Below are 14964 nucleotides of genomic sequence, written 5' to 3' on the forward strand. Positions count from 1 at the left end.
CCGGCCGGTCGGCATAGAGCGACATGGTGCAACGCATCCAGCGCCGCCTTTCGATCGCCCCGTACCGCCCCGATTCACGCTGGCCCCGTTCCTGCATACCGGTCGATTGCGCAATCGCGCGACGGGCACACCGGCAGCGTTGCCGCGCGCCCGACGACAACCCGACGGAGACAGCAAACGTGAGTACACCCGCACCGATCACGCCCCCCAGCATGAAGGCCGCCGTCTGGCATGGCCGCCACGACATCCGCGTCGAAGCGGTTCCCGTTCCGGAGCGCCCGCCCGCGGGCTGGGTCACGATCCGCGTGCACTGGTGCGGCATCTGCGGCTCCGACCTGCACGAATACGTCGCCGGGCCGGTGTTCATCCCGGTCGACGCACCGCATCCGCTGACCGGCCTGAAGGGCCAATGCATCCTCGGTCACGAGTTCAGCGGCGAGATCGCCGAACTCGGCGCGGGCGTGTCGGGCTTCGCGGTCGGCGACCGCGTGACGGCCGACGCGTGCCAGCATTGCGGCACCTGCTGGTATTGCCGGCACGGGATGTACAACATCTGCGAGAACCTCGCGTTCACCGGGCTGATGAACAACGGCGCGTTCGCCGAATACGTGAACGTGCCGGCCGAACTGCTGTACAAGCTGCCCGACGATTTCCCGACCGAGGCCGGCGCGCTGATCGAACCGCTCGCGGTCGGGCTGCATGCGGTGAAGAAGGCCGGCAACATCGTCGGACAGACCGTCGTCGTGGTCGGCGCGGGCACGATCGGCCTGTGCACGATCATGTGTGCGAAGGCCGCGGGCGCCGGGCGCGTGATCGCGCTGGAGATGTCGGCCGCGCGCAAGCGGAAGGCGCTGGAGGTCGGCGCGAGCGTCGTCGTCGATCCGAAGACGTCCGATGCGATCGCCGAAGTCAGGGCGCTGACAGGCGGCTACGGCGCCGACGTGTCGTTCGAATGCATCGGGCACACGGCCACCGCGAAGCTCGCGATCGACGTGATCCGCAAGGCCGGCAAGTCGGTGATGGTCGGCATCTTCGAGGAACCGGCGCCGTTCAACTTCTTCGACATCGTGTCGACCGAGAAGGAAGTGATCGGCTCGCTCGCGTACAACGGCGAATTCGCGGACGTGATCCGCTTCATCGCGGACGGCCGCATCGACGTGCAGCCGCTCATCACCGGACGCATCGCGCTCGGCGACATCGTCGCGCACGGCTTCGAGGAACTGGTCAACCACAAGGACCGCAACGTGAAGATCATCGTCCGGCCGGCCGTCTCCTGACCGCACGCGCGGCCGCGGCATCGATGGAGGCCGCGCAGGCTGCCTGCCCGCCCCGCCGCCGAGCGTCGCACGTGCGGGAACGGCGCGCCTGCGCGGCGCCGCCCTTCCCGCTATCGCCTCGTCCGAAGCGGCCGCCATGTCGAGCTCCATCCGGATGCGGCATGCAGCAACATTCGCAATCGCTAACTCGGCGCGATTCTTCGATATACTGGACCGAACCCTTTTCGGGCAACCGGGGGCAACCACGCGTTTCGCGCGTTCGCCCCGACCTGCGTGGAATGGCGCACCGTGAAACCGCGAGCCGGCCTGATTCTCGAACTCTTCGTCAACCTCGTGCTGCCTTGGGTGGCCTACCGGGTCGCGCATCCGTATTTCGGCGAAACCGGCGCGCTGTACGCATCGGCGGTTCCGCCGATCGTCTGGTCGATCGTCGAATTCATCCGCTCCCGCCGCGTCGACGCGGTGGCGGCCATCGTGCTGCTCGGCATCACGCTGTCGATCGTCGGGATGGCGTTCGGCGGCAGTCCGCGCACGCTGCTGATGCGCGAATCGATCGGTTCGGGCACGATCGGCGTCGTGTTCCTGCTGTCGCTGTTCCGCGAACGCCCGCTGATCTTCTATCTGGCCCGCGCGACCGTGGCCCGCGAGATGGACGGCGGCGCCGCCCACTTCGAAGCCGTCTGGGACGCGCAGCCGGGCCTGCGCCAGATGCTGCGGCTGATGACGTTCGTGTGGGGCGCCATCATGACGCTCGAGATGCTGCTGCGCTGGTGGATGGTCGTCAGCTGGCCGGTCGAGCGCGTGCTGGTCGTGTCGCCGGTCATGGGCTACACGGTGTTCGGCTGCCTGCTGCTGTGGACGTTCTGGTACCGGCGGCGCATGCGCGTGCGCAACAGCGTCGACATCCCGGGCGCCGGCGGCGTCACCGAAACCGCTGGCCGCTGACACACGGCTGCCCGGCCGTGCGGCGGCGTGTCACCGCACCTGCTGTATGATGCGCGGCGTCTCGTCCGCCCATCCGTTTCCCGTCATGTCCCTTTCGCTCCTTCCGTGTGCCACGATCTGGCTCGCCCTGTTCGCGGCCGCCGCATTCGCGTGGCATCGCCCGCTGCACGGCCTGAGCATCGGCCTCGCCGTGCTGGGCTATGCGGGCGCCCTGGCGTTCGGCCAACTCGCGCCGATCACGCTGGCGCCGTTCGCGCTGCTGATCGCGGCCGGCTGGGGCGTGTTGCCCGAGCGCCCGCTCGCGGTGCGCATCGCCGCGCACCTCGTCTTTGCCGCGCTCGCGATCGCGCTGAGCCTGCACCTGCTTCCCGGCTTCCACAATCCGCGCGTGATCGGCCCGACCCGCTTCACGCCGGACGCCGCGCCGTTCACGATGTACCTGAATTTCGACAAGCCGCTCGTCGGCTTGTGGCTGGTGTGGGCGCTGCCGTGGGTGGCTCCCGACGTCGCGCCGTTGCGCGCGCTGCGCACCGGTGCGGTGGCGGCCGTCGCCACGGCCGCCGCGTGCCTGGCCGGCGCGCTCGCGTTCGGGATGGTCGGCTGGGCGCCCAAGTGGCCGCCGTCCGGCTGGCTGTGGCTCGTGAACAACCTGTTGCTGGTGACACTCGCCGAGGAAGCGCTGTTCCGCGGCTACGTGCAAGGCGGCCTGACCCGCGTGTTCCGCGCCTGCTCGTGGGGCCCGTGGGTCGCGCTCGCGGCCGGCGCGGTGCTGTTCGGCGCCGCGCACGCGGCCGGCGGCTGGCAGTGGATCGTCCTCGGCACGGTGGCCGGCGTCGGCTACGGGCTCGCGTGGCGGCGCGGCGGCCTGCTCGCCGCCGCGCTCGCGCATGCGGGGCTGAACGTCGTCCACTTCGGCCTGTTCACCTACCCGATGCTCGCCGCCGCGCGCTGATCGCGGCGCCCGCGCGGCCGCTCAGTTGAACCCGGCCACCGCGTGCGGCACGTACGGGCGTTCGAGCGCAGCGATCTCGTCTGCGGTCAGCTTCAGCGCGAGCGCGCCGAGCGCATCGTCCAGTTGCTGCGGCTTCGAGATGCCGACGATCGGCGCGGTCACGCCGCGCTTGTGCGCCACCCACGCCAGCGCGACCTGCGCCCGCGGCACGTTGCGCGCGGCGGCGATCGCGGCGACGGCCTCGACGACCGCCTTATCGGCGTCGACCGTCGCGTCGTACAGCCGCTGGCCGACATCGTCCTTCTGCTGCCGTTCCGACGTTTCGTCCCAGTTGCGCGTCAGGCGCCCGCGTGCGAGCGGGCTCCACGGAATCACCGCGATGCCTTCGTCCTCGCACAGCGGCAGCATTTCGCGCTCCTCTTCCCGATACAGCAGGTTCAGGTGGTTCTGCATGCTGACGAAGCGGGTCCAGCCATTCTGCTTCGACGTATGCAGTGCCTTCGCGAACTGCCACGCGAACATCGACGACGCGCCGATATAGCGCGCCTTGCCCGCCTTCACGACGTCGTGCAGCGCCTCGAGCGTCTCCTCGATCGGCGTGCCGTAGTCCCAGCGGTGAATCTGGTAGAGATCGACGTAGTCGGTGCCGAGCCGCTTCAGGCTCTGGTCGATGTCGGTCATGATCGCCTTGCGCGACAGGCCGGCGCCGTTCGGCCCCGGCCGCATCCGGTAGAACACCTTCGTCGCGATCACGACCTCGTCGCGCTTCGTGAAATCGCGCAGCGCGCGGCCGACGATCTCCTCGGACGTCCCGTCCGAATACATGTTCGCGGTGTCGAAGAAGTTGATGCCGGCCTCGACCGCCCGCTGGATGATCGGGCGGCTTTCCGCTTCCGGCAGCGTCCACGGGTGCGTGCCGCGCGACGGCTCGCCGAACGTCATGCAGCCCAGCACCAGCTTCGACACGTCCAGCCCGGTCGATCCGAATTTCACGTATTCCATTGCACGCCTCTCCATTCGAGTCGGGTTTGCGGCCGGATGCGCTCCGCGCATCCGCCAGACGTCGCATGGTATCCCGCATGCCGCGAACGCGTACGACCGCGCGCCGCATGCAGGCTGCGTGAAAGGAAGACGAACCGGAAAGTCCTGCTACTTGACCTGGTCGGCGAGCGGCTGCAGGAACGCGGAGAAGCCGGTCAGCATGATCTGCACGCCGATACACAGCAGCAGGAACGCCGACACGCGCTTCGCGACCTTGGTCCCTTCGCTGCCGAGGTAGCGCGCGAGCAGCGCGGAGCGGCTGTAGACCTGCCAGATCACGAGCGCGACGAGCACGGACACCGCGATCGACACGATGCTCGACAACATGAATTCCGACAGCTTGTGCGTGCGGTTCGCGTTCAGCGCGATCGCGGTCGCGATCGAGCCGGGGCCAACCGTCAGCGGCACCGTCAACGGGAAGAACGCGCGCGTCATGATCGCGTTCGCGTCGATCGGCTTGACCGGCGTGTCGCCGCCGCCCGGCCCGTCCGGTTCGTTCAGCATCTGCCAGCCGGCGACGGCAACCGCGAAGCCGCCGCCGATCCGCAGCGCTTCCATCGAGATTCCGAAGAAATGCAGCACCGGCGTGCCGGCGAAGAACGCGACCATCAGCACGACGAATGCGTTGAACGCGACCTTCCTCGCAAGCAGATCCCGTTCGTGCGCGGTGAGCGCCTCGGTCCGTTCGAGAAACAGGAACGCGATACCGATCGGATTGATGATGCCGATCAGGCCGGTAAAGCCGAACAGGATCTCGGAGACGAGGCGATTGACGATCATCGTGCGAAGCAGCGGTCGGGACGGGGGCCGGCAGCGCGCCGGGGGTCACGCATTGTAGTGCAAGCGCCCGCGCCCGAGCCGCAAAATGCGGCCGGCCCGGTTTCGCCGTCGATCGTCGTGAACGTGCGGCGCGCAGCCTTATTCGGCGGCCGCCTCCCAGGCCGGCGGCCGCTTCGCGAAGAAGGCCGCGAAGCCTTCCTTCGCTTCCGGCGTCGCGCGCACGCGGGAGATCGTCTGCGCGGTGAACGCCGCGCGTTCGTCCGACGGCGGGTACTCGCCGATCGCATCGAAAAAGCGCTTGATCTCCGTCAGCGCGTGCGGGCCGTTGCGGCCGAGCTCCGCGAGCGTCCGCTCGAGCGTGTCGTCGAGCGCATCGAGCGGCACGGCCTGATGAATCAGGCCGATCGCGACGGCTTCGGCAGCCGCGAGCTGCGTCGCGGTCAGCGCGAGACGGCGCGCCTGGCGCTGGCCGACCGCCTCGACCAGATACGGGCCGATCACGGCCGGCAGGATCCCGAAGCGCGCCTCGCTGACCGAGAACCGCGCGTGATCGCTCGCAATCACGATGTCGCAGGCGGCGCACAGGCCCACGCCGCCGCCGAACGCGTGCCCCTGCACGCGGGCGACCGTCGGTTTCGGGCACTGCCGGATCGCGTGCATCATCGCGGCGAACCGCTCGGCGTCGCGCAGGTTCGCGGCCGCATCGTTCGCGCTCGCGCGCTGCATCCACTGCAGGTCGGCGCCCGCGCAAAATGCGCGACCGTCCGAACGCAGCACGATCGCGCGCACGTCGTCGCGCCGGCCGAGCGTCGTGAACGCGTCGGTGAGCTCCGCGATCATCGTCTCGTCGAACGCGTTCAGCACGTCGCCGCGCCGCAGCGCAACGGTCGCGATGCCGCGCGCATCGACCGCGACGGCCAGGGTCTTCAATTCATCCATCGAACAGGTTTCCTCGGGTAGAACGATGCACACATCGAAATCAGGCGGCCTGGCGGCGATCGATCACGCGGCGCGCCTTGCCGGTCGCGGTCGCGGGGATGCCGCCGGCCGCCAGCACCGTCACGCCGGCCGACACGCCGACCATCGTCTTGATCCGGTGCTGCAGTTCGCGCGCGAGCGCCGCGCGCTCGCCGTCGGTGACGGACGCCCCCGCTTCGGAGCGCAACTCGACCGCGAGGTCGAGCCGGTCCATGTGACCGTCGCGCGACAGCGTGATCTGGAACTGGCCCGACAACTGCGGCAGCGCGACGACGATTTCCTCGATCTGGCTCGGGAACACGTTCACGCCGCGCACGATCAGCATGTCGTCGGAGCGGCCCGTGATCTTCGCCAGGCGCCGCATCGCGCGCGCGGTCGGCGGCAGCAGCGCGGTGAGGTCGCGCGTGCGGTAGCGGATCACCGGCATCGCCTCCTTCGTCAGCGACGTGAACACGAGTTCGCCCTGGCTGCCGTCGGGCAGCACTTCGCCGGTGACGGGATCGATGATCTCCGGGTAGAAATGATCTTCCCAGATCACCGGGCCGTCCTTCGTCTCGACGCATTCGCACGCGACACCCGGCCCCATCACTTCCGACAGCCCGTAGATGTCGAGCGCGTCGATACCCGCGCGCGTCTCCACTTCATTGCGCAGCGCCTGCGTCCACGGCTCGGCGCCGAAGATGCCGATCTTCAGCGACGATTCGGCCGGGTCCATCCCCTGCCGCACCATCTCGTCGATCAGGTTCAGCATGTACGACGGCGTGACGAGGATGATCTTCGGCTCGAAATCGCGAATCAATTGCACCTGCTTCTCGGTCTGCCCGCCGGACATCGGCACGACCATGCAGCCGAGCCGCTCCGCGCCGTAGTGAATCCCGAGACCGCCCGTGAACAGGCCATAGCCGAACGCGTTGTGCAGCGTATCGCCCGGGCGGCCGCCGGCCGCGCGGATCGAGCGCGCGGTCACGTTCGCCCACGTGTCGATGTCGCGCGCCGTGTAGCCGACCACCGTCGGCTTGCCGGTCGTGCCGCTCGACGCATGCACGCGCACGACCTGCTCGCGCGGCACCGCGAAGAGGCCGAACGGATAGTTGTCGCGCAGGTCGCTCTTGGTCGAGAACGGAAATTTCGCGAGATCGGCGAGCGACTTCAGGTCGTCCGGATGCACGCCTGCCGCCTCGAACGTGCGCCGATAGTGGGGGACGTTGTCGTACGCGTGGCGCAGCGACCATTTGAGGCGTTCGAGCTGCAGCGCCTGCAGTTCGTCGCGGCTGGCGGTCTCGATCGGATCGAGGGCGGCGGCGGGATGCGTCGGGTGAGTCATCGGGGTGCTCCTCCAATGGAGTGATGTCGTTGTCGTGTTCGAGGTGACGGGGCCGGTCACGACCGAAACGTGCGGCCGGCCGCGTGCAGCGCGGCGAGGCGCGGCGACACGCGATAGCGGTCCTCGCCGTAGCTCGCCGCCAGATTCGACAGCACGCGATGCACGCGGCCGATGCCGATCGCATCGGCCCACGCGAGCGGGCCGCACGGGTAGTTCACGCCCTTCTCCATCGCAAGATCGAGATCGGCCGGCGAGCACACGCCCTGGTTGACCGTGTCGGTCGCTTCGTTCGCGAGCATCGCGACGGTGCGCATCACGACCATCCCCGGCACGTCCGCGACGCCGACGACGCGAAAACCCGCCTGCTGGAACAGGCCGACCGCGTCCGCATACGCCGCGTCGCTGCACTGGAGCGCGCGCGTCAGCGCGACGAGGCCGGCCTGCGCGTAATCGCGCGCGAGATCGACCAGCACGAGATCCGCCACGCCCGTTTGCGCGGCGCGCGCGGTGGCCGTCCGGCCGTCGGTCAGCGCGATCGACGCGCGGCCGGCCACGGCGAGCAGATCGTCGGCATGCGCGTCGTTGCGCCGCGCGTTCGCGATGCGGTCGACGAAGCGCGCATGCAGCGCGGCGGCCGGGCCATCCTGTGCAAACAGCGCGACCTCGGCCGGCGCGGTGCGCGAAGGTTCGAGATCGGGAGCGGGCGGCGTCGCGCCGTCCGCATACGAGTAGAACCCGCGCCCGGACTTGCGCCCGAGGAAGCCCGCATTCACGAGTTCCTGCTGGATCAGCGACGGCGTGTAGCGCGGGTCGTTGAAGTACGCGCGGAACACCGACTCGGTCACCGCGAAATTCACGTCGTGGCCGATCAGGTCCATCAGCTCGAACGGCCCCATCCGGAAGCCACCGGCTTCGCGCATCACCGCGTCGATCGAAGCCGGCGCGCCGCCCTGCTCGTTCAGCACGCGCAGCGCCTCCGCGTAATACGGCCGGGCGACGCGATTCACGATGAAGCCCGGCGTCGATTTCGCCATCACCGGTTGCTTGCCCCACGCGGCGGCGGTCGCATGAAGCATCCGGGCGATCTCGGGCGCGGTCGCGAGCCCGCTGACCACCTCGACGAGCGCCATCAGCGGCGCCGGGTTGAAGAAATGCAGGCCGGCGATGCGCTGCGGCACGCGCAGCCCGGCCGCGATCGACGTGATCGAGATCGACGACGTGTTGGTCGCCAACACGCATGCGTCGTCGACATGGCGTTCGAGGGTCGCGAAGATCTCGCGCTTCACGTCGAGCCGTTCGGCCGCCGCCTCGACGATCAGCGCGGCGCCCGCGAAATCGGCCAGCGCGCGCACCGCGCGGATCCGGTTGCCGGCCGCCTCGGCCCGCGCCGGTTCGAGCCGGCCCTTCTCCGCCAACCGCGCAAACTGTGCGCGGATGCCGGCCAACGCCTTGTCGCAGGCCGCCTCGCTCAGGTCGTACAGCAGCACCGCATGGCCGGCCGCCGCCGCGACCTGCGCAATACCCGCGCCCATCGCGCCGGCACCAATCACGCCGACGACGGCCGACGGCGCGAGCGCGCCCGAGTTCACCGAATGTGCAGAGGAAACAGCCATCGCTTGCGATCCGTCATGAAGTGGAAGTGCGAGCGATTATAAACCGACCGGTCGGTAGATTTATGTCAGGGCGAGCCCGAATGTGTTGGGCAAAAGACCGTTACGAAACCTGCAACGACAAAAAATCGAAAGATCAGGGCAACTTTTTGTAAACCGAAAGGTCAACGTAAGGCATCGAATATGAGATAGTACCCCTCGAACGCCTGATAAAATTCGACAAATTGCCGGATTTCAGGGGGAATACGTGTCGCGCCGTCATCGCCGTCCATCGCCCCTTTCCGGGGTCGAATCGAGCTTCCGGACCGCGCGCCCCCACGTGTGCTCGTCTCGCTGTCCGCGGACAACCGCTTCGAACCGTTTCATCCCGCGACGGGCTTTGGCCCACCCGCGCCCCTCGCCGCCTCGCGGCAGCGAACCCAGGGCAGCGCCGTTGCGTGCCGCCCCTCTTCGGTTTCATCGTCTTCGTTCGGCGGATAGTACGGCCGGGCTTCGTCAACCCGTGACGGCGCGTCGCGCGCCGCCACTCGCATAAGGAAACCCTCATGCCGCTCTCGTCCAACCAGCTCCCGCGCTGGACCCTCTGGGCCCCGCTTGCCGCCTGGCTGGTACTCGCGCTGTCGCGCGTCGTGCCGGTCGAAGGTCTCGTCATCGCGGTGTTCGCCGCCGCGCTCGCCGGCGCCGTGTTCGCCGCCGTCCACCATGCGGAAGTCGTCGCGCACCGCGTCGGCGAACCGTTCGGCACGCTCGTGCTCGCGGTCGCCGTGACCGTCATCGAAGTCGCGCTGATCGTGTCGGTGATGCTCGGCGCGGGCCCCGAGAAATCGGGCCTCGCCCGCGACACCGTGTTCGCCGCCGTGATGATCATCTGTAACGGCATCGTCGGCATCTGCCTGCTGGTCGGCGCATGGAAGCACGGCGAACAGGACTTCCAGGGGCGCGGCGCGAGCAAGGCGCTGGCGGTGCTCGCGTCGCTGTCGGTGCTGTCGCTCGTGATGCCGAACTACCTGAACGCCGCGCCCGGCCCGTTCTTCTCGAAATCGCAGCTCGCGTTCGCCGGCGTCGCGTCGCTGGTACTGTATGGCGCATTCGTGTTCGTGCAGACCGTGCGCCACCGCGACTACTTCCTCGCCGCGCACGACAGCGCGGACGAAGCGGTACACGCGGCGGCGCCGAGCAACCGCACCGCGATCATCAGCATGGTGCTGCTGTTCGCGAGCCTCGTCGCGGTCGTGCTGCTCGCGAAGCTGCTGTCGCCGGCCGTCGAGCATGCGGTGCTGAAGCTCGGTGCGCCCGAAGCCGCGGTCGGTATCGTGATCGCCGCGCTCGTGCTGCTGCCGGAAGGGCTCGCGGCCGTCACCGCCGCGCGGGCGAACCGCCTGCAGACCAGCATGAACCTCGCGCTCGGTTCGGCGCTCGCGAGCATCGGGCTCACGATCCCGACCGTCGCGGCCGTGTTCATCTGGGTCGGCCAGCCGCTCACGCTCGGGATCGGCGCGATGGAAACGGTCCTGCTGGCGCTCACGCTGCTGGTCAGCACGCTCACGCTGAGCCAGGGGCGCACGACGGTGCTGCACGGCGTCGTGCACGTCGCGCTGTTCGCCGCGTATCTGTTCCTGTCGATCACCCACTGACGTCCCGATGCGCGCGGGCCGGCGGATTCTCGCCGCACGGCCGCGCGCACGTCTTCCAGTCCCTTTCCCCCTCCTCCGCTCCACGCCGCCGTTGCCGGCTGCAGTCGCACGATGCTTCCGGATCGACGGCGCGTTACCCGGCACTAGCGGCGGGCACCCGTTCGCGCGAGCAAGCGCGGCTAGACGCCCGTGTCGTCCGTGTTCTGGGTCAGAAACCGCTCGACCATCGCGTTGAACACCGGCAGCGCCGGATTGTCGTTGTCCGCGCGCCATGCGAGATACAACTCGGCCGCCACGTTGACGCCCGCCAGCGGCCGGAACACCACGCCGTCCACATGAAGCTCGCGTGCCGACGCGGGCACGAGCGCCGCGCCGAGCCCCGCGCGCACGAGGCCGAGGATCGTATGCGTCTGACCGACGTAATGCAGGTAGTTCGGCAGCCGCCCGGCACCCGCGAACATGCCCGAAATCATGTCGTGGAAATACTTGCCCTCGTTCGGCGAATACGCGATGAACGGCTGCCGGTCGAGCTCGTCGGGGCCGATCTGCTCGTAGGCCGCGAGCGGCGCGCCTTCCGCGACCGCGACGAGCATCGGTTCGCGCTGCACGAGCCGGTATTCGAGCGGTTGGCGCGCGGCGCGCTGGCGCACGAAGCCCGCGTCGAGCATCCGCGACGCGAGCGCGTCGATCTGCACGGTCGACACCATCTCGCGCAGTTCGACGTCGACGTCCGGCAACGCATGCGCCGCGTGCGCGAGCAGCACCGGGATCATCCGGTACGCGCTGACGGCCGTGAACCCGAGCGTGATGCGCCCGGCCCCGCCATGCGCGACGCGCTGCGCGGCCTGCTCGGCCCGTGCGGAAAATTCGAGGATGTGCCGCGCGTCACGCAGGAAGCGTTCGCCGGCCGCGGTCAGGCTGACCTGCCGGCTGCTGCGCTCGAGCAGCGCGATGCCGAGCGCGTGCTCGAGCAACTGGATTTGCCGGCTGAGCGGCGGCTGGGTCATGAAAAGCCGCCGGGCCGCACGGCCGAAATGCAACTCTTCGGCCACCGCGACGAAACAGCGAAGCTGATGGAGCTCAATCATTCAAATCTTGAATCAATCGATAGTCTTTCGATGTTAGACCGATATCGATGCGATTTCTATACTCGGTTCCACCTGATCGGTAACTTCGCCGGGATCGTCACGCCGCTGCGATCGGCTACTTCGTCGCCAGCACGGGTTCGTTCGCCGGCGCGTTATGGTTCGTCGCCGCGCACGGGCTGATCGGCATTGCGGCGTACGCCTGGCTCGCGGGCCGCTTCGAGCGGATCCGCATCGCGCCGGCCGCATGAGCGGCGCGGCGGCACGCAGGCGCCGTCACGCGGACTGGCGGCCGCCCGGCATGTGCTCCGTCGTGAGTCGGTCGAGCTCGCGCAGATCGTTCTCCAGCGCCGGCGTGAGCGTCGTGCGCAAGTGATCGAGGAAGGTGCGGATCTTCGCATCGAGATAGCGGCGCGTCGCGTAGACGGCATAGACGCTGACCGTCTGCAGCCGGTACTCGGGCAGCACGCGGATCAGGCGCCCTTCGCGGATATCGTCGAGCACCGTATACAGCGCCACGCACGCGATCCCGCGCCCGGCGCGCACCGCGACGCACAGCGCGTCCGGCACGTTGACCTGGAACGGCGCCGGCTGCAGCGCGTAGACGGTTTCCTCGCCGTCGCTGCGCTCGAGCCGCCATTCGCCGGCCGGCGACGCGGGCGTGTCGAGACGCAGGCACACGTGGTTCGGCAGATCGTCGGGCGTGTGCGGCGTGCCGTGCCGCGCCAGATATTCGCGCGATGCGACGAGCACGCTGCAGCTCGTGCCGCAGGTCTGCGCGACATAGCCCGAATCGGGCAACTGCGACGCCGTCACGATCGACACGTCGTAGCCCTCTTCGACCAGATTCGGCATCCGCTGCGCCAGCGTCAGCTCGACCGACACGTCGGGATTGTCCGCCTGGTAGCGCACGATCGACGACACGACATGACTCTGCCCGAGCCCCGTCATCGCATGAATGCGCATCTTCCCACTCGGCCGCAACAGCGCGTTGCGCGCCTCCGCGTTCGCGTAGTCGAGTTCCGCGAGGATCGATTTCGCGCGCTCGAAATAGCGCTCGCCGCTTTCGGTCAGGCCGAGGTGGCGGGTCGTGCGATGCAGCAGGCGCGTCTGTACGTGGGCTTCGAGGTTCGAGACGGCGCGCGACACCTGTGCGGTGGTCGCGTCGATTTCCTTCGCGACCGCGGTAAAGCTGCCGGCTTCGACAACGCGCACGAACAGGCGCATGTTTTCGAGCATGTCCATTGAATTGGCTTGGGGAAAGTCAGTGGGGAGGCGTCGGCGGCGCTCGCGTCAGAGGAGCAACGGAACGCGGCCGCGAACCGCGCCGAATCGATCGCCGTGCCGGGGAAAAGGCGGGAGAGCAGGCATCGCGGACGGGGTTCTGGCATGACGGGGGGAATTGACTGCGCCGAATTGTACGCCGCTGCAGACAAATTTGCGCGATGACGCGCGCAGAAGCTCTCACCCGACGAAAGGTTTTTGCAAGACTCGCGCGTCGCGCGCGTGCACCGGCTTGATGCGGCGCGACAACATGTATCACAACGCGATATAATTCCGCGCTTGTCGCCCGCCCCGCGCCGTCATTTCTACCGCTTACCATCCATGTCGTCAGGTTCCTCCCCGTCGCGCCGCACGTTGCGGCAATGGCTGCACAGCTTCATTCCCCATCCGATGACGCTCGGCTGGCGCGAGCGCCTGCGCTCGTGCACCGGCGCGCTCGTGGGCATTGCGACGGTCGGCGTCACGATGCGGCTGCTGCCCGGCGTGCCGGGCCTCGTGCCGCTACTCGTCGCGCCGATGGGGGCATCGGCCGTGCTGCTGTTCGCGGTGCCGGCGAGCCCGCTCGCGCAGCCGTGGTCGATCATCGGCGGCAATCTCGTCGCGGCGACGGTCGGCGTCGCGTGCGCGCAATGGATCGCCGATCCGATCACGGCCGCCGCGGTCGCGATCGCTTGCGCGATCGGCGGCATGTTCGCGCTGCGCTGCGTGCATCCGCCGTCGGGCGCCGTCGCTCTCACGGCCGTGGTCGGCGGCCCCGCGATCCATTCGCTCGGCTTCGGCTTCGTCCTGCAGCCGATCGCGCTGCAATCGGCGATCCTGCTCTCGGCCGCGCTCGTCTATCACGCGCTGACCGGGCACCGCTATCCGCACGGCGGCGTGCGCCCCGAAGCGAAACAGCAGGCCGGCGCCGCACCGGCGCGCGGCGGCTTCACGCGCGGCGACCTCGACGCGGTGCTGAAGCGCCGCAGCGAATGGCTCGACGTCGATCCGGACGATCTCGAAGCGCTGCTGCGCGAAACCGAAATGCAGGCCTATACGCGCACGTTCGGCCAGTTGAAGTGCGCGGACCTGATGACGAAGAATGCGATCGAGGTCGCGCCGTCGACGTCGATCGCGGCCGCACTGACGCTGCTCGACCGTCACCGCGTGAAGGCGCTGCCCGTGGTCGACGGCGAAGGCCGGCTGACCGGCATCGTCACGCGCGCCGACCTCACGCGCCAGTTGCGCCGTCCGACCCCGCTGTGGCAGCGCCTGTCCGCACGGCTGCCGCAATCGTTCGGCGGCCGGCCCGCGAGCGTCGCGTCCGTGATGACGCGCGACGTCGCGTCGGTGCCGGAAACGATGCCGATCACGGCGCTCGTGCCGCTGTTCACGCATTCGGGCCACCACCATATTCCGGTCGTCGATGCGTCGCGCCGGCTCGTCGGCATCATCACGCAGACCGATCTCGTCACGGGCCTTTATCGGCAGACCCAAATGCTCGAGGCCGCGTAGCGCGCATCCCGCGCCGTCACCGCCTGCGAAATGCGAAATGCGAAATGCGAAATGCGAAATGCAGCATTCCGCCGCATTTCGGCCATTTACATCATGTTGTGATATATTTGCCGCAACCGTAACCGACTGCCCGACCGACCTCGATGAACGATACCCGACGCGCGCTCGCGAAAAGCGATTTCCAGCAACTGTCCGAGTTCCGCTATCAGATGCGCCGCTTCGAGCGCTTCTCCGAACGCGCCGCGCAAAGCGAAGGCGTGACGCCGCTGCAATACCTGCTGCTGCTGCACATCAAGGGCTATCCGCATCGCGAATGGGCGACCATCGGCGAGCTCGCGGAACGCCTGCAGGCGCAGCACCACGGCGTCGTGGCGCTGGTGACGCGCTGCGAAGCGCTCGGGCTCGTGAAGCGCAAGCCGAGCGAGGCCGACCGTCGCCAGGTTGAAGTCCACCTCGAACAGGCCGGCGAAACGCTGCTCGCCCGTCTCGCGGCCATGCACCGCGCCGAGCTGAAGTCGCTCAAGGGCGCGTTCCAGGTTCCCCAGATCGATTACTGACCC

13 protein-coding genes and 1 pseudogene are annotated in these 14964 nt (G+C 68.6%); 7 read left to right on the forward strand and 7 right to left on the reverse strand.

All coding sequences use genetic code 11. The features are described 5' to 3' along the window. The first annotated feature begins 212 nt into the window (after positions 1 to 212). The 3 genes from WT24_RS05390 (at position 213) to WT24_RS05400 (ending at position 3174) form a co-directional block, all read left to right on the forward strand. Positions 213 to 1277: a 2,3-butanediol dehydrogenase gene (locus WT24_RS05390; protein WP_059789569.1), complete on the forward strand. Its 1065-nt coding sequence runs from the start codon at positions 213 to 215 to the stop codon at positions 1275 to 1277. 288 nt (positions 1278 to 1565) lie between these two features. Then, positions 1566 to 2222 carry a VC0807 family protein gene (locus WT24_RS05395; RefSeq protein WP_059505526.1) on the forward strand — a complete coding sequence of 219 codons (657 nt, stop codon included), beginning with the start codon at positions 1566 to 1568 and terminating at the stop codon, positions 2220 to 2222. An 85-nt stretch (positions 2223 to 2307) separates the two neighbouring features. Beyond that, positions 2308 to 3174, forward strand: a complete 867-nt coding sequence (locus WT24_RS05400; protein ID WP_059789570.1) for a CPBP family intramembrane glutamic endopeptidase — start codon at positions 2308 to 2310, stop codon at positions 3172 to 3174. A gap of 21 nt (positions 3175 to 3195) precedes the next feature. On the opposite strand, the gene WT24_RS05405 is transcribed toward WT24_RS05400, so the two are convergent. The 5 genes from WT24_RS05405 to WT24_RS05425 all read right to left on the reverse strand — a co-directional run bounded on the left by WT24_RS05405 (position 3196) and on the right by WT24_RS05425 (position 8910). Then, entirely contained in the window at positions 3196 to 4176 is a 981-nt protein-coding gene (locus tag WT24_RS05405) for an aldo/keto reductase (RefSeq protein WP_059505455.1), read from the reverse strand. Between the two features lie 147 nt (positions 4177 to 4323). Next, positions 4324 to 4995 carry a MarC family protein gene (locus tag WT24_RS05410; protein ID WP_059505457.1) on the reverse strand — a complete coding sequence of 224 codons (672 nt, stop codon included), beginning with the start codon at positions 4993 to 4995 and terminating at the stop codon, positions 4324 to 4326. Positions 4996 to 5133: 138 nt separating this feature from the next. Beyond that, on the reverse strand, positions 5134 to 5934 hold the full coding sequence (locus WT24_RS05415; protein WP_060031692.1) for an enoyl-CoA hydratase-related protein: 801 nt from the start codon (positions 5932 to 5934) through the stop codon (positions 5134 to 5136). 40 nt (positions 5935 to 5974) lie between these two features. Further along, the gene (gene paaK / locus WT24_RS05420; protein ID WP_060031697.1) at positions 5975 to 7297 is read right to left on the reverse strand and encodes a phenylacetate--CoA ligase PaaK; all 1323 of its coding nucleotides are present in this window, start codon (positions 7295 to 7297) and stop codon (positions 5975 to 5977) included. Positions 7298 to 7353: 56 nt separating this feature from the next. Next, complete coding sequence (locus WT24_RS05425) at positions 7354 to 8910, reverse strand: 3-hydroxyacyl-CoA dehydrogenase (RefSeq protein WP_060031700.1); 1557 nt, start codon at positions 8908 to 8910, stop codon at positions 7354 to 7356. 542 nt (positions 8911 to 9452) lie between these two features. Here WT24_RS05425 and WT24_RS05430 point away from each other — a divergent pair. Further along, entirely contained in the window at positions 9453 to 10541 is a 1089-nt protein-coding gene (locus WT24_RS05430; protein WP_034204707.1) for a calcium:proton antiporter, read from the forward strand. A gap of 179 nt (positions 10542 to 10720) precedes the next feature. Here WT24_RS05430 and WT24_RS05435 read toward each other — a convergent pair whose 3' ends face one another. Further along, positions 10721 to 11629: a LysR substrate-binding domain-containing protein gene (locus tag WT24_RS05435; protein WP_059505465.1), complete on the reverse strand. Its 909-nt coding sequence runs from the start codon at positions 11627 to 11629 to the stop codon at positions 10721 to 10723. Between the two features lie 66 nt (positions 11630 to 11695). On the opposite strand from WT24_RS05435, the pseudogene WT24_RS32215 reads away from it, so the two are divergent. Further along, positions 11696 to 11877, forward strand: a pseudogene (locus WT24_RS32215) (MFS transporter); the annotation flags it as partial. 25 nt (positions 11878 to 11902) lie between these two features. Here the strand turns inward: WT24_RS32215 and WT24_RS05440 are convergent. Next, positions 11903 to 12871 carry a LysR family transcriptional regulator gene (locus WT24_RS05440; RefSeq protein ID WP_059505467.1) on the reverse strand — a complete coding sequence of 323 codons (969 nt, stop codon included), beginning with the start codon at positions 12869 to 12871 and terminating at the stop codon, positions 11903 to 11905. Between the two features lie 360 nt (positions 12872 to 13231). Between WT24_RS05440 and WT24_RS05445 the strand changes: the two genes are divergently transcribed. Together WT24_RS05445 and WT24_RS05450 are read left to right on the forward strand one after the other, a co-directional pair. Then, a complete protein-coding gene (locus tag WT24_RS05445) occupies positions 13232 to 14404 on the forward strand; it encodes an HPP family protein (protein WP_060031703.1) in 1173 nt (390 codons plus the stop codon). Between the two features lie 143 nt (positions 14405 to 14547). Further along, positions 14548 to 14961 (forward strand): MarR family winged helix-turn-helix transcriptional regulator, encoded by a 414-nt coding sequence (locus tag WT24_RS05450; RefSeq protein WP_059505471.1) that lies wholly within the window; start codon positions 14548 to 14550, stop codon positions 14959 to 14961. The last annotated feature ends 3 nt before the right edge of the window (positions 14962 to 14964 follow it).

The sequence above is a fragment of the Burkholderia sp. MSMB1078WGS genome, from assembly GCF_001528895.1.
Classification (GTDB): Bacteria; Pseudomonadota; Gammaproteobacteria; order Burkholderiales; family Burkholderiaceae; genus Burkholderia.

Bases quoted from the DNA above. Each gene is read 5' to 3' on its own strand.
- WT24_RS05390 (WP_059789569.1), top strand. From the start codon at position 213: ATGAAGGCCGCCGTCTGGCATGGCCGCCACGACATCCGCGTCGAAGCG.
- WT24_RS05400 (WP_059789570.1), top strand. From the start codon at position 2,308: ATGTCCCTTTCGCTCCTTCCGTGTGCCACGATCTGGCTCGCCCTGTTC.
- WT24_RS05405 (WP_059505455.1), bottom strand. From the start codon at position 4,176: ATGGAATACGTGAAATTCGGATCGACCGGGCTGGACGTGTCGAAGCTG.
- WT24_RS05410 (WP_059505457.1), bottom strand. From the start codon at position 4,995: ATGATCGTCAATCGCCTCGTCTCCGAGATCCTGTTCGGCTTTACCGGC.
- WT24_RS05415 (WP_060031692.1), bottom strand. From the start codon at position 5,934: ATGGATGAATTGAAGACCCTGGCCGTCGCGGTCGATGCGCGCGGCATC.
- paaK (WP_060031697.1), bottom strand. From the start codon at position 7,297: ATGACTCACCCGACGCATCCCGCCGCCGCCCTCGATCCGATCGAGACC.
- WT24_RS05425 (WP_060031700.1), bottom strand. From the start codon at position 8,910: ATGGCTGTTTCCTCTGCACATTCGGTGAACTCGGGCGCGCTCGCGCCG.
- WT24_RS05430 (WP_034204707.1), top strand. From the start codon at position 9,453: ATGCCGCTCTCGTCCAACCAGCTCCCGCGCTGGACCCTCTGGGCCCCG.
- WT24_RS05435 (WP_059505465.1), bottom strand. From the start codon at position 11,629: ATGATTGAGCTCCATCAGCTTCGCTGTTTCGTCGCGGTGGCCGAAGAG.
- WT24_RS05440 (WP_059505467.1), bottom strand. From the start codon at position 12,871: ATGGACATGCTCGAAAACATGCGCCTGTTCGTGCGCGTTGTCGAAGCC.
- WT24_RS05445 (WP_060031703.1), top strand. From the start codon at position 13,232: ATGTCGTCAGGTTCCTCCCCGTCGCGCCGCACGTTGCGGCAATGGCTG.
- WT24_RS05450 (WP_059505471.1), top strand. From the start codon at position 14,548: ATGAACGATACCCGACGCGCGCTCGCGAAAAGCGATTTCCAGCAACTG.